Annotated in this window: 21 protein-coding genes; 15 read left to right on the forward strand and 6 right to left on the reverse strand. The window is 41.2% G+C overall.

Annotation, left to right across the window (positions count from 1 at the left end):
• The 3 genes from FG28_RS08125 (at position 1) to FG28_RS08135 (ending at position 3,739) form a co-directional block, all read left to right on the forward strand.
• Positions 1–960 carry an AraC family transcriptional regulator gene (locus tag FG28_RS08125; RefSeq protein ID WP_036381751.1) on the forward strand — a complete coding sequence of 320 codons (960 nt, stop codon included), beginning with the start codon at positions 1–3 and terminating at the stop codon, positions 958–960.
• A gap of 85 nt (positions 961–1,045) precedes the next feature.
• Entirely contained in the window at positions 1,046–1,576 is a 531-nt protein-coding gene (locus FG28_RS20070; protein ID WP_051947226.1) for a cytochrome c, read from the forward strand.
• Between the two features lie 75 nt (positions 1,577–1,651).
• Entirely contained in the window at positions 1,652–3,739 is a 2,088-nt protein-coding gene (locus tag FG28_RS08135) for a carbohydrate binding family 9 domain-containing protein (RefSeq protein ID WP_197062564.1), read from the forward strand.
• A gap of 204 nt (positions 3,740–3,943) precedes the next feature.
• Here FG28_RS08135 and FG28_RS08140 read toward each other — a convergent pair whose 3' ends face one another.
• Together FG28_RS08140 and FG28_RS08145 are read right to left on the reverse strand one after the other, a co-directional pair.
• Positions 3,944–4,657 (reverse strand): LytTR family DNA-binding domain-containing protein, encoded by a 714-nt coding sequence (locus FG28_RS08140; protein ID WP_036381755.1) that lies wholly within the window; start codon positions 4,655–4,657, stop codon positions 3,944–3,946.
• Positions 4,650–5,702: a sensor histidine kinase gene (locus tag FG28_RS08145; RefSeq protein WP_156102233.1), complete on the reverse strand. Its 1,053-nt coding sequence runs from the start codon at positions 5,700–5,702 to the stop codon at positions 4,650–4,652. The genes FG28_RS08140 and FG28_RS08145 overlap by 8 nt, the downstream gene beginning before the upstream one ends.
• A 197-nt stretch (positions 5,703–5,899) precedes the next feature.
• On the opposite strand from FG28_RS08145, the gene FG28_RS08150 reads away from it, so the two are divergent.
• Genes FG28_RS08150 through FG28_RS08165 form a run of 4 tightly spaced genes read left to right on the forward strand, consistent with a single transcriptional unit; the run spans position 5,900 to position 8,736 of the window.
• Positions 5,900–6,910 carry an SMP-30/gluconolactonase/LRE family protein gene (locus FG28_RS08150; RefSeq protein ID WP_036381758.1) on the forward strand — a complete coding sequence of 337 codons (1,011 nt, stop codon included), beginning with the start codon at positions 5,900–5,902 and terminating at the stop codon, positions 6,908–6,910.
• The gene (locus FG28_RS08155; RefSeq protein WP_231562610.1) at positions 6,897–7,454 is read left to right on the forward strand and encodes a hypothetical protein; all 558 of its coding nucleotides are present in this window, start codon (positions 6,897–6,899) and stop codon (positions 7,452–7,454) included. The genes FG28_RS08150 and FG28_RS08155 overlap by 14 nt, the downstream gene beginning before the upstream one ends.
• On the forward strand, positions 7,451–8,320 hold the full coding sequence (locus tag FG28_RS20775) for a hypothetical protein (RefSeq protein ID WP_051947228.1): 870 nt from the start codon (positions 7,451–7,453) through the stop codon (positions 8,318–8,320). Before FG28_RS08155 ends, FG28_RS20775 begins: the two co-directional genes overlap by 4 nt.
• A 5-nt stretch (positions 8,321–8,325) precedes the next feature.
• Entirely contained in the window at positions 8,326–8,736 is a 411-nt protein-coding gene (locus FG28_RS08165) for a hypothetical protein (RefSeq protein ID WP_036381763.1), read from the forward strand.
• On the opposite strand, the gene FG28_RS08170 is transcribed toward FG28_RS08165, so the two are convergent.
• Positions 8,733–10,925: a DUF5916 domain-containing protein gene (locus FG28_RS08170; protein WP_051947229.1), complete on the reverse strand. Its 2,193-nt coding sequence runs from the start codon at positions 10,923–10,925 to the stop codon at positions 8,733–8,735. The genes FG28_RS08165 and FG28_RS08170 overlap by 4 nt on opposite strands.
• A gap of 408 nt (positions 10,926–11,333) precedes the next feature.
• Between FG28_RS08170 and FG28_RS08175 the strand changes: the two genes are divergently transcribed.
• Positions 11,334–14,243 (forward strand): PEP/pyruvate-binding domain-containing protein, encoded by a 2,910-nt coding sequence (locus tag FG28_RS08175; protein ID WP_036381765.1) that lies wholly within the window; start codon positions 11,334–11,336, stop codon positions 14,241–14,243.
• Positions 14,244–15,509, forward strand: coding sequence for a serine hydrolase (locus FG28_RS08180; RefSeq protein WP_036381768.1), 1,266 nt, complete (start codon positions 14,244–14,246; stop codon positions 15,507–15,509).
• Here FG28_RS08180 and FG28_RS08185 read toward each other — a convergent pair.
• The gene (locus FG28_RS08185) at positions 15,496–18,231 is read right to left on the reverse strand and encodes a hypothetical protein (RefSeq protein WP_156102235.1); all 2,736 of its coding nucleotides are present in this window, start codon (positions 18,229–18,231) and stop codon (positions 15,496–15,498) included. The two genes, FG28_RS08180 and FG28_RS08185, sit on opposite strands and share 14 nt — an antisense overlap.
• A gap of 89 nt (positions 18,232–18,320) precedes the next feature.
• The gene (locus FG28_RS08190) at positions 18,321–19,223 is read right to left on the reverse strand and encodes a serine hydrolase (RefSeq protein WP_036381770.1); all 903 of its coding nucleotides are present in this window, start codon (positions 19,221–19,223) and stop codon (positions 18,321–18,323) included.
• A gap of 342 nt (positions 19,224–19,565) precedes the next feature.
• Between FG28_RS08190 and FG28_RS08195 the strand changes: the two genes are divergently transcribed.
• The 4 genes from FG28_RS08195 (at position 19,566) to FG28_RS08210 (ending at position 21,500) form a co-directional block, all read left to right on the forward strand.
• Positions 19,566–20,159: an outer membrane beta-barrel protein gene (locus FG28_RS08195; RefSeq protein ID WP_036381773.1), complete on the forward strand. Its 594-nt coding sequence runs from the start codon at positions 19,566–19,568 to the stop codon at positions 20,157–20,159.
• Positions 20,160–20,240: 81 nt separating this feature from the next.
• Entirely contained in the window at positions 20,241–20,681 is a 441-nt protein-coding gene (locus FG28_RS08200; protein ID WP_197062565.1) for a molybdenum cofactor biosynthesis protein MoaE, read from the forward strand.
• Positions 20,682–20,684: 3 nt separating this feature from the next.
• Positions 20,685–21,113 (forward strand): cyclic pyranopterin monophosphate synthase MoaC, encoded by a 429-nt coding sequence (gene moaC, locus FG28_RS08205; protein ID WP_036381776.1) that lies wholly within the window; start codon positions 20,685–20,687, stop codon positions 21,111–21,113.
• Between the two features lie 72 nt (positions 21,114–21,185).
• The gene (locus FG28_RS08210; protein ID WP_036381778.1) at positions 21,186–21,500 is read left to right on the forward strand and encodes a hypothetical protein; all 315 of its coding nucleotides are present in this window, start codon (positions 21,186–21,188) and stop codon (positions 21,498–21,500) included.
• 1 nt (position 21,501) lies between these two features.
• On the opposite strand, the gene FG28_RS08215 is transcribed toward FG28_RS08210, so the two are convergent.
• Positions 21,502–22,449 (reverse strand): NAD-dependent epimerase/dehydratase family protein, encoded by a 948-nt coding sequence (locus tag FG28_RS08215; protein WP_036381782.1) that lies wholly within the window; start codon positions 22,447–22,449, stop codon positions 21,502–21,504.
• Between the two features lie 177 nt (positions 22,450–22,626).
• Here FG28_RS08215 and FG28_RS08220 point away from each other — a divergent pair, with 177 nt between their 5' ends.
• Both FG28_RS08220 and FG28_RS08225 read left to right on the forward strand, forming a co-directional pair.
• Positions 22,627–23,010 (forward strand): hypothetical protein, encoded by a 384-nt coding sequence (locus FG28_RS08220; protein WP_156102236.1) that lies wholly within the window; start codon positions 22,627–22,629, stop codon positions 23,008–23,010.
• Complete coding sequence (locus tag FG28_RS08225) at positions 23,000–23,500, forward strand: nuclear transport factor 2 family protein (protein ID WP_036381787.1); 501 nt, start codon at positions 23,000–23,002, stop codon at positions 23,498–23,500. The genes FG28_RS08220 and FG28_RS08225 overlap by 11 nt, the downstream gene beginning before the upstream one ends.
• The last annotated feature ends 2 nt before the right edge of the window (positions 23,501–23,502 follow it).

A 23,502-nucleotide genomic window follows, 5' to 3' on the forward strand; every position in this document is an offset into this window, starting at 1 on the left:
ATGCTTTTTGATTCTATCATAATAGACTTTTTGTTCTTCGGAATAGCCTTCCAAGGTTTTTTTCTAGCCGCTCTGCTATACTATAAACTTAAGGATTGGAAGGTGGCCGCCTATTACCTTGTTTTTAGTGTTGTATTGATTACTTGGGTACTTTTTTGGCTCGGAGAAAAGGGCCTGATTGGTTCTGTATGGAGCAACAATTCGCCTGATTTCAGCATATTGCTGGGACCATTGCTTTTGGCTTCCATGGACATGAAAAAAGTAAAAAAACTTACCCATATTGCATTCATTGTCTTTGGGGTTTACTTAATTAGTGGACTTTTAATAACAGATTTCTTCCAAAAGACGGGGAACTATGTAGGCGTGGTTTCGATATTCCTAAACTCAGTTTTTTTGGTCTTTGCCTCAAAGGGAATCGGGTCCCTGGGTTCTAGACTGATGTCCTATGCACTTATGGCCTTTATTGTTTATATGGTTGTCTTTTGGCTATTGTCATACTTGGGATTTTTGACCTGGATTGTTGATTATGGTACTGCACTTATCATATCCTGCTTCTTCTATGTCTCTGGGCACCAATATCTTATTAAATCAAAATTTCGCACAAGAGCTCAAAAGCAAACACCCGAACACAATATTATTTTAGAAAGAACCCTTCTATATTTGAAAAAGAGCCAAAAATATTTGGATTCTGATTATCGAATCATTGATTTGGCACGTGATCTAAATATTTCCGATGCGCAATTGTCAGAAGTGATTCGATGCAGTGAGTACGATAATTTTAAATCATTGATAAATCATTTCAGGGTAGATCATTCAAAAAAACTTTTAAGAAATTCAGATTTAAAAGTCTTGGCAGTGGCCATGGAAAGTGGTTTTAACAACAAGGTTTCTTTTAATAATAATTTTAAAAAGTATACAGGCACCTCACCTGCATTGTACCGTGAAAAGATTAAAAGGTAAAACTATCCCTTTTCTTTACCCATAAGTTAAACTTCTCCTTTGTTTTGTTGATTTCCATACTTTACTTGGGCAAAAACTTTTCCAAATGCGTTACCTGTTGGCATGTTTTTGCTTGTTTTTCTCGGTTCTTTCAGTGTCCCAAGAGTTCCCTTCCATTCCCGAGGAAATGATTCCAACAGATGATGTCTCTCTGAAAAACGGCAAGAAACTTTTTGAAAAACATTGCACTCAGTGCCATAACATATTTGAAGAGCAAATAGGACCTCCATTGGCCTATGTCTATCGTTTTTATGATTATGCATGGTTGCATGGCTTTATTACAAATTCCCAACAAATGGTGGCACAGGGTGATGCGTTGGCAATCGATATATTCAATGCTTATGATAAGACCATTATGCCTGTCCATGAATTTTCCGAAGATGAAGTCTGGAACCTCATGGGTTATATAAAAAAAGTCTCCGAAACCAAGGATTATGATGAGTATTTCAATTTTGGATCAAATCAGGATGAAGAATTAATTGCACATAAAAAATTCTCAAAGGTCTGGTGGGGTCTTGGGGTTTTGGCATTACTCTCAATCCTGGTCTTATTCTTTGAATATAAGATGAGAAAATAAAACCGTATTAATGCTATGAGTTTGCTTTTAGGCTTGTTTCTTTTTTTTGGTTTTCAACAAAACTGTTGTTTTACCTTGAACCCATCTAAGAACGAAAAAATACAAGTAGATGGCATTTTGGATACATTGGTCTACGATAAAATGCCACATATTGAAAACCTCTCTGTTAAGTTTCCCTTAACCGACAAAGCACCAAAAGATAGAACGGAGGTTTGGCTTAAGTATGATGAGGAAAACATATATCTTTTTATAAAATGCCATTTTGACTCTAATCCCGTAGTTCAATTGCAAAAAAGAGACGCCCCGGTGTTGGAAAGTGATGGCGTGGGGATTGTCCTTGATCCTTTGAACAAAAAGACGAATGGTTATCTATTCTGGGTCAACGCTTTTAATGCAAGATCTGATGGATTGGTGGCACAAGGGTCGGTGGATCTGTCATGGGATCAAAAATGGATTTCTGGAACTAAACGATATTCCAATCATTATGATGTTGAGATAGCCATACCTTTTAGATCCATAAAATTTGATAAAGACCTTAACAATTGGGGCTTTAATATCATTAGGGCCATAAATTCTAAAAATGAAATCCATTCTTTGTCCGCCATGCCCATCCAGTTCAGCGAATGGGATTTGGGATATGTGAAAACCATGGAATTCGGTGGGAACCTACCACAGGAAGGGCATAATTTTTCATTAAACCCTTATCTAGCCACAAATTACAGGCACAATGATGACGACAACTATGATTTTGATCTGGGTCTGGACGGTAAATTTACGGTAGCGTCAACGCTTAATGTGGATTTTACCGCCAATCCTGATTTCTCACAAGTTGAGGTTGATAGACAGGTGGTCAACCTAACCAGGTTCAGTGTTTTTTTTCCAGAAAGACGACCATTCTTTCTAGAAAATGCTGATGTTTTCAATGAATTTGGAATTTTTCCAGACCAACCCTTCTTTTCAAGGCGGATAGGCCTTGATCCAGAGGGAAATCCAATTCCCATTTATGGCGGTATAAGGCTTACGGGAAACCTCAACCCAAAATTTAGAATAGGATTTATGGATGTCCATTCCAAAAGTAGCGTTAGTGAGACGGGTCAAAATTATATGGCACTTACGGTTAACCATCGAATAATGAAAAGGTCTTTGTTCAAGGCAATTTTCCTAAATAGGCAGGAAATGAATGGAGATTCGGAGGACCCGTATGGTAGAAATCTTGGAGGTGAATTTTACTATTCAAATGATTCCGGAACAATTTCAGGATGGGCCGGTTACATCCATTCTTTTAAAAAGACAATAAACAAAGAAAATTTCACGTATTACGGATTACTTGGTATATCGGGCAGATCTATGAGATCCACAACATACTTCCAGTCCATGAAAAAGGATTATTACGCGGATATGGGATTTATAGGTCGGCTGATACAGTTCAACCCTGTTACTGGAGAAGAGGTGCGCCTAAGCTATAAAAGCCTTACCAATAGTAGTTCGTACACATGGTACAAGACAAAGGAAGGCTCAAAATTAGTTTCTTTGGGCTTCAATGTTTTTAACAGCGTTTATCTTGACTCAAACGATAGTTTTAATGAGTGGAACTCGGAAGTGACACTTTCCGCAAATTGGAGAAACACTTCTACGTTGGGTTTAACACTATCCCATGCGGATGTTAACTTACTTGTGCCCTTTAGCATCTCTCCAGAGGAACCATTGCCCATAGGAGGTTACCGCTTTAATAACATGGACCTTGGGTACAAATCCAATAGGAACAGTAAATTTTTGATTGATTTGTCTGCAGCAGCCGGAAGCTTTTATAACGGGAAGATCACCTCCGGAAATGTGAAAGTTGGATATAGACTCCAACCCTATGGCAATATTAATTTGGCCTATGAAAAGAATATTTTGGACTTTCCAAACCAATTTGGTGATTCAAATCTGGATTTGTTGATAAATGAAATTAATTTAAGCCTAACCAATAAGCTCTTCATAAATAGTGTACTACAACTAAATACACAACAAGACATATTCAGTGGATATGCAAGGCTTCAATACAGATATTCACCTTTGTCGGATTTTTTTCTTGTCTTTTCCAAAGTAACTGGCATTGAAGACAACCCACTCAATGAGCATTTTATAGCCCTCAAGTTTACTCATTGGTTCTCGCTTTGATTTAATTGAAATTTCTGAAGCATTTCCCCCATATTTAGTTAGAAAACAAAAAAATCTATCAAAATGTTTTCTGTAGGATAATTTTGTTAGCATGGTAGTTAAACAGGTTCACTGTCGCTGTGTTCCTTTACTATTAACCTTTTGAGTTTTAACCGATACATTTTATTATTGAAGATAAAGAGTCATTGGAGAGGCTTTAAAAAATCATGGATTGAAGTTTTTAATTTTTGACAAAAACCTTTCTTTGTAGCTTTTGCCTATGGTAAGTTCTTTTTCGCCAACTTCCACAGAGTCCACGCCGTATTTTATTATTTTCTCCAATGAGATGATGTAGGACTTATGGATTCGTACAAACCTTTGGTAGGGCAAGACTTTCTGGAGGTGTGAAAGTCTCTCATAAACCACCAATATTTTATCATCCACCTGATGAATCTTTACATAATTGCTCAGGCCCTCAATAAATACTATATCGCTGTACATGACCTTTACATTTTTTCTGCCTGATTTGAAATATGTGTAGGTCTGTTCCGCAACATTGCTACCCGTGCCCAAGCTTTTCTCTGCTTCAATCCTTTTTTTGACCTTGTTAACAGCCTTTAAAAACCTTTCAAACGAATAAGGCTTCAGTAAATAGTCGGCAACGCTCAATTCAAAACCTTCAACAGCAAATTCCCTGTAAGCCGTTGTGATGATTGTTTCTGGTGTTTTTTCCAAGGTCTTTAAAAAGGCAAGACCTGAGAGCTTGGGCATTTCAATATCCAGGAAAATGATATCCACCTCTTTGTTTTCGAGTATTTCAATAGCTTCGATGGCATTATCGCAAATACCCATGAGAACAAGACCGGGCGTATCGTCCAAATACCCGCGAATGATATTTTGCGCTATGGGCTCATCATCAATAATCAAACACTTAAGCATCTGTTTTTGGGTTAAAGTTAATTTCCATATGCACAGAAAATGTATCTTGATTCTCCTCTATTTTAAGCAGGTGTCTGTTTTCAAACAACAATTCTAGTCGCCTACTTATATTTTTAAGGCCTAGCCCGTCAATATTGTTCTCCTTTTTCATACCGGATGGCATACTATTGGAAATATGAAACCTCAGTATATCTACTTGGGTGAATAAATCAATGTTTATCCATCCTTTTTTTACTTCGTTTTGTATACCATGCTTAAAGGCGTTTTCCACCAAAGGGATTAAAAGCAGTGGCGGTATTTGTATGTTCTTGGTGTCACCTTTAACAACGAAGGAGATATCCAACCGTTTCCCAAAGCGTTCCTGTTCCAAAGAAATAATATTCTTTATAAGCTGTATTTCCTTTTCTAGTGGTACTTTGCCCATTCCAGACTCATATAAGGTATAGCTCAAAATATCCGATAACTTTAAGATCAGGCCCGGCGTTTTTTTTGAGCTTTCAAGGGCCAAGCCATAAATACTGTTCAAGGTATTGAACAAGAAATGGGGATTTATCTGCGATTTTAAAAACTTAAGCTCTGCGTCTCTCTTTTCCTCCCTGAGCATTTCCGTTTCCTTACGTTGTTTAAACCAATCCGAGAATAATTTAAAGCCGGTTGTAAATGCAACGGGAGATACAATTATTAGTGCATTTTGAGCCAATCTGGGCAGGTCGTAGACCCGATCTCTCGAGGCATCGACCCACTGGGGAAAATAATTTGGGTACCCCCAATACAATACAAAATAGCGGTGGGCAATGGCCAAAATCGCTATGACCAAGAGCAACACACCAAAATAGCCCAGGATTTTATTGTTGTAAAGAATCTTTGGAATTAAAACAAACCAGTTTATATAGACTGCAACCAATCTTGAAGGCAGGAAAAGCAATTCAAAAATAATGGCCTCCTGTATGGATTGCCGATATCCCCACTCGGAAACCGCAAAGGCCAACATAATGACCACCCAGAATAGGATGTGGTATAAAATATATTTAAAGTTCACCTCCACTTGATAAGAGTTTAAACTTAACTCTTTTTGTCACCATGCTTGATACTTTTTATGCGAACACCCCTATAAATTATCTAAAATACTTTGCATAAGAAAGTGTGTCGTATACATAAAATATCAATCAACATATATAATAGATAAATCTGACCTCCTTGATCCAACTACATTTATAAGAATCAATAAGACAATGTTCTCCAATGAAAAAGTATGCATTCGTATTTGGTGTTTACCTACTGGGAATGGTTCCGAGCCTTGCCCAAGATACTTTTGAACCGTACAATAAAAGCCACATTGCATTCACGGTTCCTGAAAAGGATTTGATTCCAGAAAGTATTGCTTACGACCCCACAGGCGGGAACTTCTTTATTGGTAGCACAAGAAAGGGCAAGGTTGTAAAGCTCCATAAAAATGGTGAGCTCAGTGATTTTGTAACCGCAGATCAGTATGGCATGTGGATGGTCATCGGCATAAAAATAGACGTTGAACGTAGGATTTTATGGGTATGCAGCTCTGGCGGGGACAATTTTGAGGGCTATACCTTAAAGGATGATGTGGAAGGTCGTCCTGCAGGAGTTTTCAAGTTTGATTTGGACAAGGGCATCTTGCTTGGAAAGTTTGTTTTCGATTTGCCTGGGGAGGTTCATTTTTTCAACGATATCGCCATTGCTCCCAATGGTGATGTTTATGTGACCCATATGTTTAAGGATCATGCCTTGTATCGAATCAAGAATGGCAGTGGAATTTTAGAAAAAGTGTACGAATCAAATATGATAAAATACCCAAATGGCATTGCTTTTTCTGAGAACGGAGAAAAATTATATGTAGCCCATTCCGAAGGTATTGCTCTCATTAATATAAACTCTGGTCAGATAAGTCCGCTGGAAGTGCCAGATGGTTTAAATATATCCAGAAGAGAAAGTATTGACGGCCTGTACTATTATAAAAACTCACTCGTAGGTGTGCAACCTGACATCAATACAGTGACTAGGTTGTTCCTCGATGAAAGCGGGAGAAAAATTATTAAATCCGAACCGCTGGAAATAGAACATCCTATGATGGATACCCCAACAACGGGAGAACTCGTAAAAAATGTATTTTACTATATCGCAAATGCCCAATTCGGAAGATATAATGAAAATGGGCTGTTCCCCATGCACAAATTATACGAACCTGTCATACTGAAAGTACATTTGGATGATGAGTATTAAGAACCCCATGTTGGGAATGGTTTTGATAATGATCCTTTCATGCACAAAATCAGTAAAAAAAGAACCCCTGGAAAACGCCCATCAATTTTTTGAAAAACTTTCAAAAAATAAAGGTTTATGGGTGCACCTTCCAAGTGATACGACCATTGCAATGCAATCGTTCATTATGAAGTTTGAATTACAGGAAGGCGACACTTTAAGGGGAGAAATTTTAGGCTTTACAAAAACCGGGGACACCATTTCCTTTTGGAATATTAAAGAATATCGTGTTGCAGAAAAGGACACCATCATTTTTAATCAACAAGGTGAATATGGCAGTGCAAGGGGCACCTCCTATTTCCCTGATTCTCTGACGCGGGAGTCACGTTTTATAATGACCTATTCCAATGGAGCACCCCAGATGCATAAGAACACCCATATTTTCTTAAATGATTCCACCCTACTTACCAAAAGCCAAATTTTTGATAAGCAGTCCCAAAAGTGGGTCAAACAACCAGATGCGATTTGGACGTTTAATCACCCAACAAAAAAAGAACAATCATGAAGACTTCAGAAAACATGTCAAAAGGCAGGAGGACGGTCATAAGAACATCCGCTTTGGGATTGGTGGGCCTATCATTGTCCCCGTTGGCCTCGGCAGGTGAGAAAACCCAAAGTCAACATTTCGGCACAACTACTGAGATTGTTCCCAAACACTTTCCCAACATCGATCCCGAAATCGTATCGGAGGTAGTGGGGAAATCGCATTCCAATCTAGAACGTGTAAAGGAGCTTGTGGATAAAAGACCAGAGCTTGCTCGATCTGTTTGGGAATGGCGTTTTGGGGATTTCGAGTCGGCCATTGGGGCAGCTTCCCACGTTGGACGTAGGGACATTGTGCAATACCTAATCCAAAAAGGGGCCAGGCCCACCATTTTTACCTTCGCGATGATGGGTGTCCATGATGTTGTAAAATCAATGGTCGAATTTTACCCGGGCATACAAAGAACCATGGGCCCACATGGCATAAGCTTATTGGACCATGCATATTACGGGGAGCGAATGAACGATAAAATGACCTACACAGAAATGGATAATCTCAAAAAAACCATTGATTATTTGGAATCCTTGGGGGATGCCGGTGGAGAAACCTATATGGACGAAACCAAGCAAGAACAAAAAAAGTTTTTAGGGGACTACAAATATGGTGAGGGCGAAAAAGATGGGTTCACAATTTCACTTAATATGAGGGATAAAATGACCTTGGGTCCAATTGGGGGCTTCGGTGGCGCATTACTTAAAACAAAGGACAATTTGTATATTTATAATGGTTCTCCTTCCGTCACCGTAACTTTCACGGCTCAAGACAATACGGTTACTTCTTTGACGCTCCGCACACCCGATACAACAGTCAACGCAACAAAAATTTAGATGTCATGAATTCAAAAAACATTTTCCGAATTGTATTGGCGATTATTGGCGGCGAAATTGCCCTGATCATCTTCGCGACCATAGCCCAAGAAGTTCTTTTTGATGGAATCAGCTATAATTCTTCGCCCATTAGCGAGATTGCACTTGGCGGATTGGCGACCTTCATTGCGGCAATTTTGGCCGGCATTGTTGCCAGATTGATCATCCGTAATAAGATCAATACCGTACCATGGGGCATTACCGTGCTTGTTACGGTGGAAATGACCTACCTTATTTTAACCGGCAAAACAGGTGACCCCATCTGGTTTGATATATTGGCAGGTGCTTCACTGATTATTGGGATTTGGCTTGGCTTCAATTATCCCAGGTTTTTGTCCAAAAGCAGGGTAACATCCGTTAAAGAACATTCCCATTAAAGCCAGTAGGTGAATTTTAACACTATACCCCGGTTCTTGATTGCCAAGCTTTCTGGGAAATAGTTTTCGGTATAGACCACAAAAAGATCGGACATGGGCAAAAAGCGCCACTGAAACCGACTATTGATATTAATGTTGTCCTGTTGGGTGTTGTATTGAAGGAAAGTGGTCCAGAACATGGTATTTGAAAACGATATTTCCGAGGTAAGCCCAAAAAGGTGCAATTGTGCACTGTCCAGATTTGAAGGCAACCGTACATCATTAAAATTATAACGCAAGATAAAATTGCCCCAAGGCTGGAAACGAATATTGGTCTCCGCCTCAATGTACAATCTGTTGCCACTATAAAAGCTCCCATATTCTGCACCCAAGCTTCCAGAAAATTGTTTCCTTGGATCCAGACGACCCCAAAAACCGACCCTATCGTATGAATAGTAGCCTTTCGAAAAAGGAATGTTACCCACAATAAAGGAATCAAAAGGCAAATCGTTCTTCTCGTTCACATAACTCAACTCCAATGCATTCTGATTCTTAAAATCAAAAAAGTAATAGAAGCCCGCTATTGATGAGTTCAGTGATCCATCCATGTTCAAAAAGGCCCGAGTGGAAACGCGTGGCCCGTGAAGGTTGTATTTTGAAGTCTTATGTCCCGGGAGGAAATTATATACGAAAAGATGCGACAATTGATAATATCCCAGCTTCACAAATACCTCGTTCTCAGCATCAAAGTTGTTCAGTCTTGGCACAAAGCCCACATCTGTGATGTAATTTTCACCTACCCTGTCCCCAGACAACCGGGTCAATATATTTTTATTGTTGAACCGAACGGTGGCAGTATAGTAATATTCCTCCTCGAACTCGCCGGGATTGAAAGATTTGTGCATTCCCAAATTGGCACTCCATTTTCCCGTTTCATCCAAAAAATTATACTCCAATGCCAAAACTCTATTATAAGCAGCCTGTGTAGAGTCTGAATTTTGAGTGGTTCGCTGTCGATTCACCAAAAGTGCATCCAAGGTTGATCTTTTGCCAAAACGCTGTGAAAAAGAAGAAACAAAGTAATTCTGGGCATTTGCATTGTCCGTTTTTCCCGTTTGCACATCCATTACCCCCACCCGAAGCTTATTGGATAGGTTCCCGGATATTCGCGCTCCGTATTGAATGGGCGTGGGCTGTCCATTGGCAAGTCCGATTCTTCTGGAAAAGAAAGGGGTGATGTCTTCCTTTCCAAAAGAGGTGAACAGATCACTGTTCTCTAGAAAAAAGCCTCTTCTTTCCGGAAAGAATAGCGCAAAGCGGGTAAGGTTGGTTATTTGTTGATCCACATCCACAGTGGAAAAATCAGGATTAAGGGTCAGGTCTAAATTCAAGGATGAAGAAATGGCCAACTTTGCATCCAAACCCACTTCAAAACTGTACTGCTCCGTACCTTGCAACTCATGGTCCCTAGCAATTCCTCCAGCCATATAGGGCAAAAGGTTAATGTTTCCTTTTTTGGCCTTAGGCGGATTTGAATCCCATAACAGCTCTCCGGTATATCCCAGATTAATCGTATTTAAATTCAGGGGCACCCTGTTCCACGAAGAGTAGTAGTTGTTCTTCATGTCATTTCTCACAAAGTTCAAACCCCAGACCCTGTTGGAAGTATCGTACCTCAATGTTCTAAAGGGTATGGCCATTTCAACATACCAAACATTATTGCCCAAAGAAATCTCAGAGAACCATTTATTGTCCCAATTTTCATTGATATATGATTCATTGCCCTCCACACTGATCAATCCTTCAAATTGAGCTCCACCCGCATTTACGCCAAAGAAAAAACCATTGGTCCTTTGATTGAAGGGGTCTAGAACAATGCCAATGCCATCACTGCCAAAATGTTCATCATCTTGGTCCCGTTTTAACGTTCGAATTATATGTTGATTGTTCTTTTCATGGCATGTGATGCCTACATATAAAAACACATCATCATAGGCCATGCGAACCTCGGTTTGCGAATCAGCTTCACCAGTGTCCTTTGGCCATTGATTGAGAAAAGGCGTAGTTTTTTCCAAATTTTGCCAAACAGACTCATCCAAAGCACCATCGATTGTAATTTTGGAGTCGATTCTTTTTAGGTTGAACTGCTGTTGTCCATTTAGGTGCAATGATGAAATAAGCAACAAAATGTATACTAACCTGAAGGTCATGAAAAGACTTTTATCATTAAGACCTTGAAGATGAATACATTTAACAATATAATTTTGGTTTTTACACGAACCAACTTGTTTTTTATGTGTTCTTAAGCTTTTGGTACATTATAAAATATTTGGTGGCCCATGGCCGCCTGTGACTGGAGGTATTTTTGATGTGACCAAAGTCAAATCAATAATAAAAGTTCACAAATCGTCAACATTTTGAAATCAAAAAGTGGTAGTCCCAGTAAAACTGAGGCTCGGAGAAAAAAGTTCGGTTCTTGCAGGAGCTACTATACTTCACTTGGAGAACACCTTCATCAAGACTGATGAACAAATAACAATTTCTGATGTTATTTGAATATATTTACTACAAAGGATTTTCCCTTTGTTGTGAAGAACCCATCCTAAAACGTGATTGCTATGGAACGTTTTTGCAAGATTGTTTTATGCTTTGTTTTGGCGCTGCCATATCCAATTCAGGCTCAAAAAGTCGAGACAAATGACATTGCCGCACTAATCCAGAAATATAAAAATGACATTCGAGGCCCCTATAGGGATATCCGTTGGTTCTGTGCCGATGGAAGTATTCGCGCTCCCAAGGACCCCTGTCCCGATGAGATTGGCCCCGGGGTTCAGCATGCCCGTTATAAAGAGGAGGTCGTGGCTTTGGGGAAATCCAATCACATATATCTGGGCCAGATTTTGGCATATACTGATCAAGAACCCTTTTGGGATGCCGAAAATGATCACTCCCGACTGAAACAGTACCAACTTGACAAATACCTGAAGAGCGTAGACAACGGTTGGATCAATCAAAAAGGGCAATTTTACCGGGGAGCCATCCAAGCGGAAGACGAGGAAGCATGGGGCATCGAATTTTACAAATGGCTCTTGGCGAAAAATGAGGTTTTGAAGAATGAGTATTTTCTGGTGCGTCAATCCCTTAAGGATATTCCCCACAATGGGGATGACAATGTGGCCCAACAGATGCGGAGCGAATCCAAAGTGATATCTGATCTGTACCTGCCTTTTATGGATTTACGAGTGAAGATCCACAGCCAACCGGAAGAAAGCGATGTTCAAAAAGTGGTGCGGTTCAAGCAAGCGAACAGCACTAAGTTGACTGCGGATATTTCCAAAAAATTGGATGAGTTGGTGGCCACCATGAAGGAATTTCATAAGCCTGTGGACATTTCTGCGCTTCCCAAAATGGCTCCCTTGACTAAAGGAACTGATTTAGGGAAAAAAATTGAAAGTTTTGCTTCCAATTCAGCATTAATGGGCAGTCCAAAATTATTATTGGAACAAGCTTCGCAGCTCTTGTTCGATATCCGTGCCGGTATTTTGGAGGAGAAAAGACCTATGGCAAGGCTCCAGTTGCTGGATGTTTCCCTGAAATTGGAAGAAATTGTATTCAAAAGTTCGCCCGACTATCAAGCTGAAACCTTGAAGGAACTCCTGCATAAAATCTGTTACTTAGGCATGGCCGTTACCGGTTCGGGCTACTTGGAGCAATGGGAATGGGACCAACTGTCAAGTGATCTTACCAATTATGAAGCTCAGGAGCGGTCACTGGGTGAATTAACCGAAATATTAAACCGGGCAAGGTCTGCGGTGGAGTGGAGTGCCGCCATGGTCAAGGCCAATTACGATGGTATCGTAAAGGAATATGTTGCTTTTGAACCGCTCACTGCTGGTTTTGTAGATGATAAGATTCGTGGGTCGGTGGCACTACATTTGGGGCAAAGTGTGGGGGAGCTGGGGAATCTCATTTCCACAGAATCCCAATTGACGAACAAAGTGATGGACTTACAGAACCAAAGTACGATACGAGGATTAAACCCTGGATATGCGTTTGGAGAATTAGTGGTTGTGGGCGGCAGTTCGGATGACATAGAAGTTTCATCGGACAAAATCTATGTGTTTCAACGTCCTCCATCCGATTTAAAACCCGTTGCCGGTATTGCTACTGTAGCCGAAGGAAATATGGTTTCCCATGTGCAGCTGTTGGCCCGAAACTTGGGAATTCCCAATGCAGCATTATCTGACCAAAATCTACAAGACCTTCAAAAGTACGATGGCACAAGGGTGTTTTATGCGGTTTCCAAAAAGGGAAACATCATCCTTAAACCCGAAAACCAAATGACTTCGGAGGAATTGACGCTTTTCGCCAAAAAGGAACGTAAAGAAGAACGCATTGAGGTGCCAATTGCGCAGATACGGTTGGATGAAAACAAGGTTTTGGATATGCGAACCGTGGTCGCGGATGATTCCGGGAAATTGTGTGGTCCCAAAGCTGCAAATTTGGGTCAGCTCAAAAAAATGTTCCCGGAGAATGTGGTGGAAGGTTTGGTGATCCCCTTCGGAATTTTCAGGACACACATGGACCAAAACATGCCTGGTCAAGAGGGTTCGTACTGGCAGTTTTTGACTAAAATGTTCCAAGAGGCCAATCGCATGTTGGCTTCGGGCATATCCGAAAAAGAGGTGGAAAACTATCAATTACGCCAATTGGAAACCTTACGGGAAGCCATTAAAAAAATGCCCTTGCAAGACACTTTTATAACGCAATTGGAAGAAGGTTTCAAAGAAGTTTTGGGTTCCGAACTGGGAAATGTTCCCGTTTTCCTTCGCAGTGATACTAACATGGAGGATCTAAAGGATTTCACGGGTGCAGGATTGAACCTTACCATTTTCAATTCGGTGGATAAAACCAAAATCTTGGAAGGCATCAAAGACGTTTGGGCCTCTCCGTATACCGAACGAAGTTTTAAATGGCGTCAAAAATATTTATTGAACCCGGAGAATGTGTTTCCGTCCATTTTGGTGATTCCGAGTGTGGATGTGGACTATTCTGGCGTTTTGATTACCAAGGGAATCAGTTCGGGAACGGAGAACGACCTTACCGTGGCATTTAGCCGAGGTGCCGGTGGCGCGGTTGATGGTCAGGCTGCGGAACAATACCTCATTAAAGATGAAGGAGGCTATACCTTGTTGGCACCTGCCCGTGAACGTTTCTACAACAGTCTGCCCAAAACGGGAGGCACGGAGAAGAAGAAGGCCACTTTTCAAGACCGTGTGCTTAACGAACGGAACATCAATGAAATTCGGGATTTGGCCCATACCATTCGAGAGCGGGTTCCCAAAGAAACCGATTCGGATTACCAAGGGGCTTACGATGTGGAGTTGGGCTTTAGGGACAATAAGCTGTGGTTGTTCCAGATTAGGCCATTTGTGGAGAATAAAAGGGCATTGGGTTCCACGTATTTGGAATCCATCACCCCAAAGATTGACCTTGCCAGACGTATTTCACTATCTAAAAAATTGTAGATGAGAAAGATACTTGCTTTAGGAATTTTAGGTTTGATGGGATTAGGATTCACTGAATTTGTGGAATACCCCATCGATGGGTATGAACGCACCGGAATAAAGCGACTCAAACGGCTGGAAATGATCAAGAATGGGGAGTTGAAGGAAACCTCTTCTCCACTTCCCGAAGGTGCCAAAAAATCGTGGGAGGATATCCAATTGAACTTACTCACTAGAAAAGACGATAGCGTGGGAAGCTTTTTTACGGTGGATGAATCCTTTCAAAAGGAAATTGGAACACTGTTTCGAGGTTTGGACAAAAGTTATTCCCTGACCATTTTGGATATTTCGGATCCCGATAGCGTCCGGTATGCCGAACGGAACAAGACCTTGGGGTATCAGCCGGGTAGTGTGGGTAAATTAGCCGTGCTTGTGGCACTTTTTGAACAATTGGCCAAAATTTACCCCGATTCCTTTGAGCTTCGCACTCAATTGCTGAAAAACAAAGTGGTAAGAGCTGGGGTGTGGGGCTTGACTGATGAGCATACCATTCCTATTTTCAATGTGGAGAAGAACACTTTGGTCAAACGCCAGGTGATTGCCAGTGATGTATTCAGTTTGTATGAATGGGCGGACCACATGCTTTCGGTGAGCAACAACGGAGCGGCCAGTGTCGTTTGGCGGGAGGCGCTTTTGATGACTGCGTTCGGGGTGAAATATCCTGAACTGACCGAAGAGGAGGCCACAGCCTATTTCAAGGAAACCCCAAAAAAGGAGTTGACCGATTTGGCCAATGATGTGGTCAATCTTCCACTTCGTGATTTGGGAATCACTGCTGATGAATGGAGGTTGGGCAGTTTTTTCACGAATGGGGCCAACACCTACGTGGGAGACAAGGGAGGTAGCATTGGCACGCCTTACGGACTCATGAAGTTTTTGGTGCAGTTGGAGCAGGGCAAAGTAATCGATGAGGCGAGTAGTCTGGAGATGAAACGCTTGATGTACATGACTGATCGGCGGATTCGTTACGCGCAATCCCCTGCATTGAAAGAGGCAGCCGTTTATTTTAAATCGGGGAGCCTATATAAATGTGACCGCAGCAAAGGGGAGGAATGCGGAAAGTATATGGGCAATGTGCAAAACTTTATGAACTCCGTAATCATTGTAGAGCATCCTGATAATTGCAGGTATATGGTGGTACTGATGACCAATGTGCTACGGAAAAATTCAGCTTCGGACCATATGTATTTGGCCTCAGCCATCGACAAAATCGTTAGGAAGGGCTGATTTCTTCGAATGCTTTAAGGGCAAAATCTTTGATTTTTTGGTTTTCATCGGTTGTAAACCGTTCCAAGAGGGGTTTAAAGCGACTGTCTTTTTGTTTTCCGATAAGGTATATTACGGCCAGTTTTAGGTTTATATCGGGTACATTTAGCAATTGCTCAAAACACTCCATCTCGCTCGGGATGCTATGTTTGATTTTTTGGATGGCTTCTTCCGAAGAAAAATCCATGGTGGCTTCCTCAATAATCGGTAGTAACTTTTGTTTGAGGTTGCCCGTAAGCAGGTTGTCCAAAAACTCAATGGCTTTGTTACGCGATTCTTCCTTTGGGCTCAAAAGCCCCAAATAGGCATTTTGCACATCTTCCTGCACATATTTTAATCCCAAGAGTTTAAATATCCGCTCCAAGCCTGAATCCAGTCTTCGTTCCAATAACTCCAATAAGGACGAGCGGGCATCCCTTTCCTCAGCGTCAATGTTTGCTCCCGATTTTTTCCGGTTTCGGTAGGAGATAATAATCTGGGTATGCATGGCCGAAAGCGTTTGGTGGTACAATTTGCACTCCTCAAAAATCTTAGACACTATTTTAAACCGATTGAACCGTAAAGTAGGTCGTTCTTTTCGGATATCGCTAAGGGCCCGGACCACTTCCAATCGAATACTAAGGTCAACATCATCAAAAAGCTGAAACAGGGAGTGGACAGCTTCTTTGGACATAAAGGACTTTATCACTAAGGGTACAAAACGGCAAATTTCAAGATTTATAGTCCGATTTTTTACATGTGACACCAAAATGGGCAGAATTCCAGGGCCATAGTTGTTCAGCGCCTCAATTACCAAAGGGCGCATTGGTTTATGGGGAAGTAAGTGCAATAAGTTGTTGATGAACATGGGCCGCATGCTGATACCGGCGGCGATGATGGCAGCTTCTTTTAGACTGCCATCTTTACTGCCAAGGTTCTCCATGATCACGGGATAGTGCTGTGGATATCCTGCGGCACCTATGGTTTTCAACACAAGTGAATTTATGGGAATCTCTTTTTGCGCCAACCGCTTTTCCAGTCTTTCGGCCAAACCATGCCTGGATTTTAAGGCCATGTTTCCGGCACTTTCCCGTGCCAAACAATAAAGGGCCGTATCCCGAATCAGTGGGCTATCCGCGTCCAGAAACTGGTCAAAAACATATTCCCCATGTTGGTCCGCGTGAAGCAACAAATACTCAAAAGTGGCCAAGGTCAATTCTTCATCTTCATACCCCAAAAGCTCATTAATGTTTACGACCATGGTGGCACTGTTCAGAAAATAGAGGTTACGCATGGCTGCAGCTTTTACCTTTAGGGAGGGATGTTGCAATAATCTCAGAACATCATCAGAAAACCTCCTGTCATTGATTTCCATCAATTTGTTCAGCATAAAAAGGAGCTGCTCTTCGCTTCCACCTGAAAAAACGTTCTTCATTCCCTCGACCACGGATACTTTCTTCACCTTTGCGGATGAAGCAATGGCTGTTTTGGCCGCAGCATTTTCCAAATTTTTTTTGAAGGTGGCGTAGTATTCTTTGCGCAAAACCCCTACAAAAAATATCCAAACTAGAACCGAACCAATAATCAATAGGGTGATGCTCGTGGTCCCAAGATCAAGTCCATTGACAAAGAAGATGAGCAGTAAGCCTGCAACACCGGTGGCAATGCTGTCCACCACCACATCGATAAAGGATTTTGTCCGGTTTTTCAGCTCGAAGGGCAATGGGAGAGCCAGTAATTCCGAAGCGCTTTTATTGATGGATTGTTTCAGCACCCCATCCATGGCCTTGATGGCCACAATTGCAGAAAGTTCGGGCAGTATCAAGAAAAAAACAGCGCCAAAAAGAATGCCCAAAGGCAATAAAATCAAGGAAAAACCAACCCCCCAGATACCCACTATGCGATGGGTGAGGAAAAGCTGCACCGCAAGCGACAATAAATTGAAGGTGGAGAACCAAAAAGCGAGAAATGAGGTAAGTTCCTCTGGATCTTCAATGGATTTGGCAGCAAAATCACTGAAGAGGTAATCCACCAATTTGGCCACCAAGACCCCAACGGCCACGGTCAAGGCCATATAGGTAAGGTGACGGGATTTTTTGATCAATTTATAGGGGTGGCCATCCGTCAATGCAATTCGTTTTTTCTGTTTAAACTCATCCAATTTGTTCACCCGAAGCTTCCAAATAAACCTGAGTAACGGAAAACAGCCAAATAACAAGAGAGCGGCAATAAAAATCATGGCCTCATTTCCAAGAAGTGGTGCAAAAATGGAGGTGAGGTAACCTCCAAAAATTCCACCTAGAATAGCTCCTGAACCTATAAAACCGAAAAGTCGTTTTGCATCCCTGACATTGAAAACCAAATTGGCCAAGACCCAAAATTGGGAGGCAGACAATACGGCGTAAATTGCCACCCAGATGTAGAAAAAGAAGAGCAAATAAATATTCATCAGCCCCAATTTCAAGAGACCTCCCAAAACCAATAGGACCGCAATTGAGGTTGTCAATGTGGTTTTTATAATATGATTCAGCCCAAACTTGGTCAGAACTCGTGTGTAGAACAGAGAGCTTAAGACAGCGGTGACCGCCACCAGCACATAGGCCACGGAAAGTTTTTCGGCACCTAGTTCAGAAAGAAAAAGTGCATTGATGGTCGGCTTTATGATCAACAGCACCGAGATTACCAGAAAGATGTAACAAAACATAAAAAGGGAAATTTTGTATTCCCCTTTTCTAATGTCAAAAAAATTGTTTGCTAATCTGTAGATCATTGGTCCGAGATGCTATCCAATGTCTAAATTTCGGTTTTTTTCAAAACTTTTTCCACTGGTTTTACCAGATTTCGGATGATTTGCTCCCCATCGGGATCATCAATAAGGGCCACTAAAATGTATCTACGATTTGAATCTCTTCCCCAAACCAAAATGGAGTCGGAGTGGTAGGTTTTCCAAGACCCAGATTTCCGAAAAAGGCGTGCGGTTGGTGCTATTTTTTCCAGTGTATTCACAAATTTGTGATGAAGCTCCGGATTTTCCATGATGTTCAACATCTGCTTGGATCTTTTTTCATTGACAAGCTTTCCATTGGCGAGCAAGTAATAAAAGCGGCACACCTGGGTAACCGAAGCAGCATGACTGAGCTGTTTCAACGGTTCCCTATTGGTATCGCCTCCACCACCATAACGTTTTCCTACCCATAAGCCCCCACCATTGCCCTCATCATAAAAAGCATATTTGGGGTCTGTCATCACCGATTCAATTTTGGCGTAGCCAATTCGGTCAATCATACGGGTTGAAGCGGCATTGTCCGATTTACTGATCATCAGCCGCATATCTTTTTTTACTTCAGAAGTTTCTATAAGTTCGCCCTTTTCAATGGCATCCATCGCAGAAAGTAGAATGGCAATTTTTGGGAGACTGGCAGCGTACATCATATGGTTGCCATTGATTCGCGCAAACTTGACTTTTTCAGGATTGCTCAAATCCACAATGCCAATGGCCATTTTCTTTTGGGAAATTAAATCAGACCAGATTTGATTGCTAAGAATCTCTTCCTCAAGATTGGCTTGGAGGGAAGTATCCACCAATTTTGTCAGTGGCTTAATTTTTTCGTTTGCAAGGGTCAATGGCAGGGTTTGTTGCCCTTGACTGGACAAGCAAAAGGCGAAAACGAGAATGGTAAGTAGGATATTCCTCATTAAAATATGCCAAATAAAAATTAGTCAAAAGTATATAATCCAATAACGCACAACATGTTAAAAATATTTTTTTTGCTAGAATGAAATCATGAGTAATTATGCGCATTATCAGCATAATTTGAAATTAAAATGTTAAAGGATGGCCTTCCCAACTTATTTTAAGCTTTAAATGACTGTCAAAAACCGAACAAAGGTTTATAGGTTATCACTTGTTTTACATTAACTCCATCAAATTTAACCTTTAGTCGATTGGATTTTGTGGTTGGGGTTTACTCCCATAAATTCATTGCACAAAGAAATTACAGTCAACTTGCCACACGATTAAAACTTAACTAATATAAAATGAAAGGAATTTTACCAATTCTACTGATAGCTATCAGCGTTCAAGTATCGGCCCAAAAAAAGTTTAGCTTGGACATCAACTATCCTTTGGAACTCAGTGACGGAAATTCAGCACTGGATGGAATTGCGAATGCTAGATTAAAATACCGCTTCTTGAACAATGAATCAGTCAGTCTTGGAGGGTCCTATTCCATGGATTTGATGCAAGGGTCGCTCTACACATATTATTCGCCAGACTCAGAAAAGAGAACTTATTATACCCATCATTTAAATGTTTTTATAGAACATACCTTAAGTGCGGCCAATAAATTTCGTTTGGCTTTGGGGCTTGGTTATACTACTCAAACCTTTTATGTTACTACCGGGAGAGATGAGTTTACTCCGAATGTTGAGTTTCCCTCGGGTGTTTCCACCACAAGAGATTCCGTAAACGGATTCAATATAAACTTTGGCGCAAGTTACGACCTTACAAATAGTTTGTTTATTCAAACTTATTTTCAATATATCAGGTTGTTTGTTGAAAACACTTTGTTTGAAGAAACTATTGGGTTCAATGTCAATCGACTCAAGTTCGGTATTGGATATAAGTTTTAAAGGTTACCGACAAAGAATAAGTCCAACCATTTGATAATTCACTTTTCGCATTCTTCCTTACCTTAGTGCAAAACTTGCTGTATGGAGACCAAAATCAAAAATGTATTTAAGGAAGGGGCCATTTCTCCAGATTTTATAGCCAATTCCATTGCAAAACACCAATCCAAGACGCAAATTGGTGCGCATGATATCTTTCTGGGCCAAGTACGGGCCGATGAAATAGAAGGAAAAACCGTTTCAGCCATCGAGTATACCGCCTATGAAAGCATGGCCAACCTAAAATGCCACGAACTCAGGGAAGATGCCTTTTCAAGGTTCAACATCACCTGTATGCATATCTATCAAAGCTTGGGAAGGGTAAAGGCAGGGGAAATTTGCCTTTTTGTGTTTGTTTCATCGCCTCACAGACGAGTGGCTTTTGAAGCCATTGAATTTGTGGTGGAAGAATTCAAAGCTTCGGTACCGATTTTTGGCAAGGAACTTTTTGAAGATGATTCCTATCAATGGAAAGTCAATACATAGCCTATGGTAGATATTACACAAAAGCAATCCACCCATAGAACAGCAGTAGCCCAAGCGGTGGTCAAGGTCAGTGATATGGCCACCATCGAAGCCGTTAAAAATGGAGCCGTACCCAAAGGTGATGTGCTTTCCATGAGCAAGGCAGCTGGTTTTTTAGGAGTAAAGAAGACCTCGGATTTGTTGCCCGATTGTCATCCACTGCCTGTGGAATATTGCGGCATTGAATACGAAATGCAGGGCCTGGAAATCAAAATCCTGATTACCGTTAAGACGTTTTACAAGACCGGGGTGGAAGTCGAGGCTATGCATGGGGCCAGTGTGGTTGCCCTAACTATGTATGATATGCTCAAGCCCATTGACAAGGGTGTGGAGATACACCACATAAAGTTGCTCAAAAAAACTGGGGGCAAATCTGATATTGGAATGCAATAATTTTTTCATTTTTTTTTTGCAGCAAATACTTTTATTCTAATTTTAGATTAATCAGACGATAATCCCATTGCTATGAATAACCTCAGACGTGTAATTGTCGATTATAAAAAATTGACCCCCGAAGTGCTAAAGTTGCTGGTGGATAAATATCCCGATGGCTATGGCGATAATGATGTCATCAACTTTAGAAACCTAAGAGGTGAGTTGATTGAAGCTGTTGAGGTTTCTACAGACGACACCAAATACCTGGTAAAGATCAGCTCCAAGTTGGAGCACACCATGGCCAATTTTGACGATGATGACGACGATGATGACCTTGATACTGAGGATTTGGGCAAACTCCCAGATGACGATGATGAGGACTTTTCAGACTCGGAAGAGGAATAACCTACCCCTCTTTTTTCAAATTACTAAGCATTTCCGATGTGGTTTGATCTAGATCAAACTCAGGTTTCCAGCCCCAATCGTTTTTGGCTTGTGTATCGTCAATGCTGCTAGGCCAAGAATCCGCTATTTTCTGTCTAAAATCAGGGGCATAGCTGATTTTAAAACCAGGAATATGTTTTTTGATGCTTTTGGCTACATCATCCGGAGTGAAGCTCATACTTCCCAAATTGTAGGAAGAGCGAACTGTAAGTTGTTCGGCAGGACTTTCCATAAGTTGAATGGTAGCGCGAATAGCATCGTCCATATACATCATGGGCAATTTGGTGTCTTTATCCAAAAAAGATTGATATGCTCCTTTTTTTAGCGCTTCGTGATAAATCTCAACGGCATAATCCGTGGTGCCGCCACCGGGCATGGTCTTCCAACTGATCAAACCGGGATAACGCACGCTTCGCACATCCACCCCAAATTTTTTAAAATAATATTCGCACCAACGTTCCCCGGATTGTTTGCTTATCCCATAAACCGTACTGGGTTCCATGATGGTACTTTGAGCGGTGTTTTCTTTGGGTGTGTTCGGCCCAAAAACAGCAATGCTGGAGGGCCAAAATATTTTGGTGATTTTACTTTCCTTGGCCAAATTCAATACATTGAACAAGGAATTCATGTTCAGGTTCCAGGCGCGCATGGGGAATTTTTCCGCAGTGGCACTGAGCATGGCGGCCATTAAATACACTTCATCAATCTCATAATGCATGACCACATCCTCTATGGCGGCATAATTGGTGGCATCCAACAACTCAAACGGGCCAGAGGCCATCAAAGCATCGCTTCCCTCTCTAATGTCACTGGCAACCACTTTTTCAGAGCCGTACTTGTTCCGTAGTTCAATGGTAAGTTCAGTTCCAATTTGGCCACATGCGCCAATAATGAGAATGGGTTTTTGCATTTAAATTGAAGTTAATTGCGTTTATGGGCAAAGATACCCTTTATTAAATTTGTACATTCGCCTATGCGAAAATTGTTAGGCTTACTGGTTATTTTTTTGATTCTTTTAGGGTGTAAAAAAAATAAGGATAATGCTCAGGAAACCCAAAATACGGAGCTTGGTTTTCAGTATCAAAAAATGCCCCCGAAGCTTGCCATAAACCCCGAAGCCACCAAAATAGTGGAGACGTGGAAGGAGTTCATGAATTTTGCCGCAAGTATGGACGTGCTCTACAAGGCCACGAACAATGAAGACCTTATATTGGCCATTGATGATCTCATTGAAAAGGAAAAACAACTGGCAGAGGGCACCTATCCTGAATTGTTTGATGTCTTTCAGGTAAAGAGCAGGCAAAGGGTTTTAAAGACGTATATCTACAAGGTCAAGGCCAGTGTTTTGGAAAACCAGGAAACCACAGAACCCACCATTGAAATGCTTGAAGCGTACAATGCCATGCGTAAACAATTCAACGTGATTGTAAACAGTCAACTGGATAAAAAATTGATATTGGATGAAGAATAGGGTTTTACTTGTTTTAGGACTTTTTTGGGCTCTTGGGGCGATGGCTCAAGATACTGAAAAGGAAAAAATAAGCATGGTTTTGGATGGCTGGCATTTGGCCGCGGCCAATGCTGATTTTGAGGCCTACTTTGGGAAGATGACCAATGATGCCGTTTTTATTGGAACCGATGCGACGGAGAATTGGCAGAACAACGAATTCAAGGCATTTTCCAAGCCTTATTTTGATGGGGGCAAAACTTGGAGTTTTACTTCGGTACAACGGAATATCTACATCAACAAAACCAAAGATTTTGCATGGTTTGATGAATTGCTGGATACCCAGATGAAGATTTGCAGGGGGTCAGGAGTACTCAAAAAAGAAAATGGGCAATGGAAAATTGCCCATTATGTACTTTCAATTGCAGTGCCCAATGAAAATGTGGGCGAACTTATTCAAATCAAGGAAAAGAGCGATGATGAATTGCTCCTTGCGTTGAAAAAGAAACAGTGATT

Source organism: Muricauda sp. MAR_2010_75 (genome assembly GCF_000745185.1).
Taxonomy (GTDB): Bacteria; Bacteroidota; Bacteroidia; order Flavobacteriales; family Flavobacteriaceae; genus Flagellimonas.

Bases quoted from the DNA above. Each gene is read 5' to 3' on its own strand.
- FG28_RS08125 (WP_036381751.1), top strand. From the start codon at position 1: ATGCTTTTTGATTCTATCATAATAGACTTTTTGTTCTTCGGAATAGCC.
- FG28_RS08180 (WP_036381768.1), top strand. From the start codon at position 14,244: ATGAGAAAGATACTTGCTTTAGGAATTTTAGGTTTGATGGGATTAGGA.
- FG28_RS08210 (WP_036381778.1), top strand. From the start codon at position 21,186: ATGAATAACCTCAGACGTGTAATTGTCGATTATAAAAAATTGACCCCC.
- FG28_RS20775 (WP_051947228.1), top strand. From the start codon at position 7,451: ATGAAGACTTCAGAAAACATGTCAAAAGGCAGGAGGACGGTCATAAGA.
- FG28_RS08150 (WP_036381758.1), top strand. From the start codon at position 5,900: ATGAAAAAGTATGCATTCGTATTTGGTGTTTACCTACTGGGAATGGTT.
- FG28_RS08215 (WP_036381782.1), bottom strand. From the start codon at position 22,449: ATGCAAAAACCCATTCTCATTATTGGCGCATGTGGCCAAATTGGAACT.
- FG28_RS08225 (WP_036381787.1), top strand. From the start codon at position 23,000: ATGAAGAATAGGGTTTTACTTGTTTTAGGACTTTTTTGGGCTCTTGGG.
- FG28_RS08170 (WP_051947229.1), bottom strand. From the start codon at position 10,925: ATGACCTTCAGGTTAGTATACATTTTGTTGCTTATTTCATCATTGCAC.
- FG28_RS20070 (WP_051947226.1), top strand. From the start codon at position 1,046: ATGCGTTACCTGTTGGCATGTTTTTGCTTGTTTTTCTCGGTTCTTTCA.
- FG28_RS08195 (WP_036381773.1), top strand. From the start codon at position 19,566: ATGAAAGGAATTTTACCAATTCTACTGATAGCTATCAGCGTTCAAGTA.
- FG28_RS08140 (WP_036381755.1), bottom strand. From the start codon at position 4,657: ATGCTTAAGTGTTTGATTATTGATGATGAGCCCATAGCGCAAAATATC.
- FG28_RS08165 (WP_036381763.1), top strand. From the start codon at position 8,326: ATGAATTCAAAAAACATTTTCCGAATTGTATTGGCGATTATTGGCGGC.
- FG28_RS08200 (WP_197062565.1), top strand. From the start codon at position 20,241: ATGGAGACCAAAATCAAAAATGTATTTAAGGAAGGGGCCATTTCTCCA.
- moaC (WP_036381776.1), top strand. From the start codon at position 20,685: ATGGTAGATATTACACAAAAGCAATCCACCCATAGAACAGCAGTAGCC.
- FG28_RS08185 (WP_156102235.1), bottom strand. From the start codon at position 18,231: ATGTTTTGTTACATCTTTCTGGTAATCTCGGTGCTGTTGATCATAAAG.
- FG28_RS08220 (WP_156102236.1), top strand. From the start codon at position 22,627: ATGCCCCCGAAGCTTGCCATAAACCCCGAAGCCACCAAAATAGTGGAG.
- FG28_RS08155 (WP_231562610.1), top strand. From the start codon at position 6,897: ATGATGAGTATTAAGAACCCCATGTTGGGAATGGTTTTGATAATGATC.
- FG28_RS08190 (WP_036381770.1), bottom strand. From the start codon at position 19,223: ATGAGGAATATCCTACTTACCATTCTCGTTTTCGCCTTTTGCTTGTCC.
- FG28_RS08175 (WP_036381765.1), top strand. From the start codon at position 11,334: ATGGAACGTTTTTGCAAGATTGTTTTATGCTTTGTTTTGGCGCTGCCA.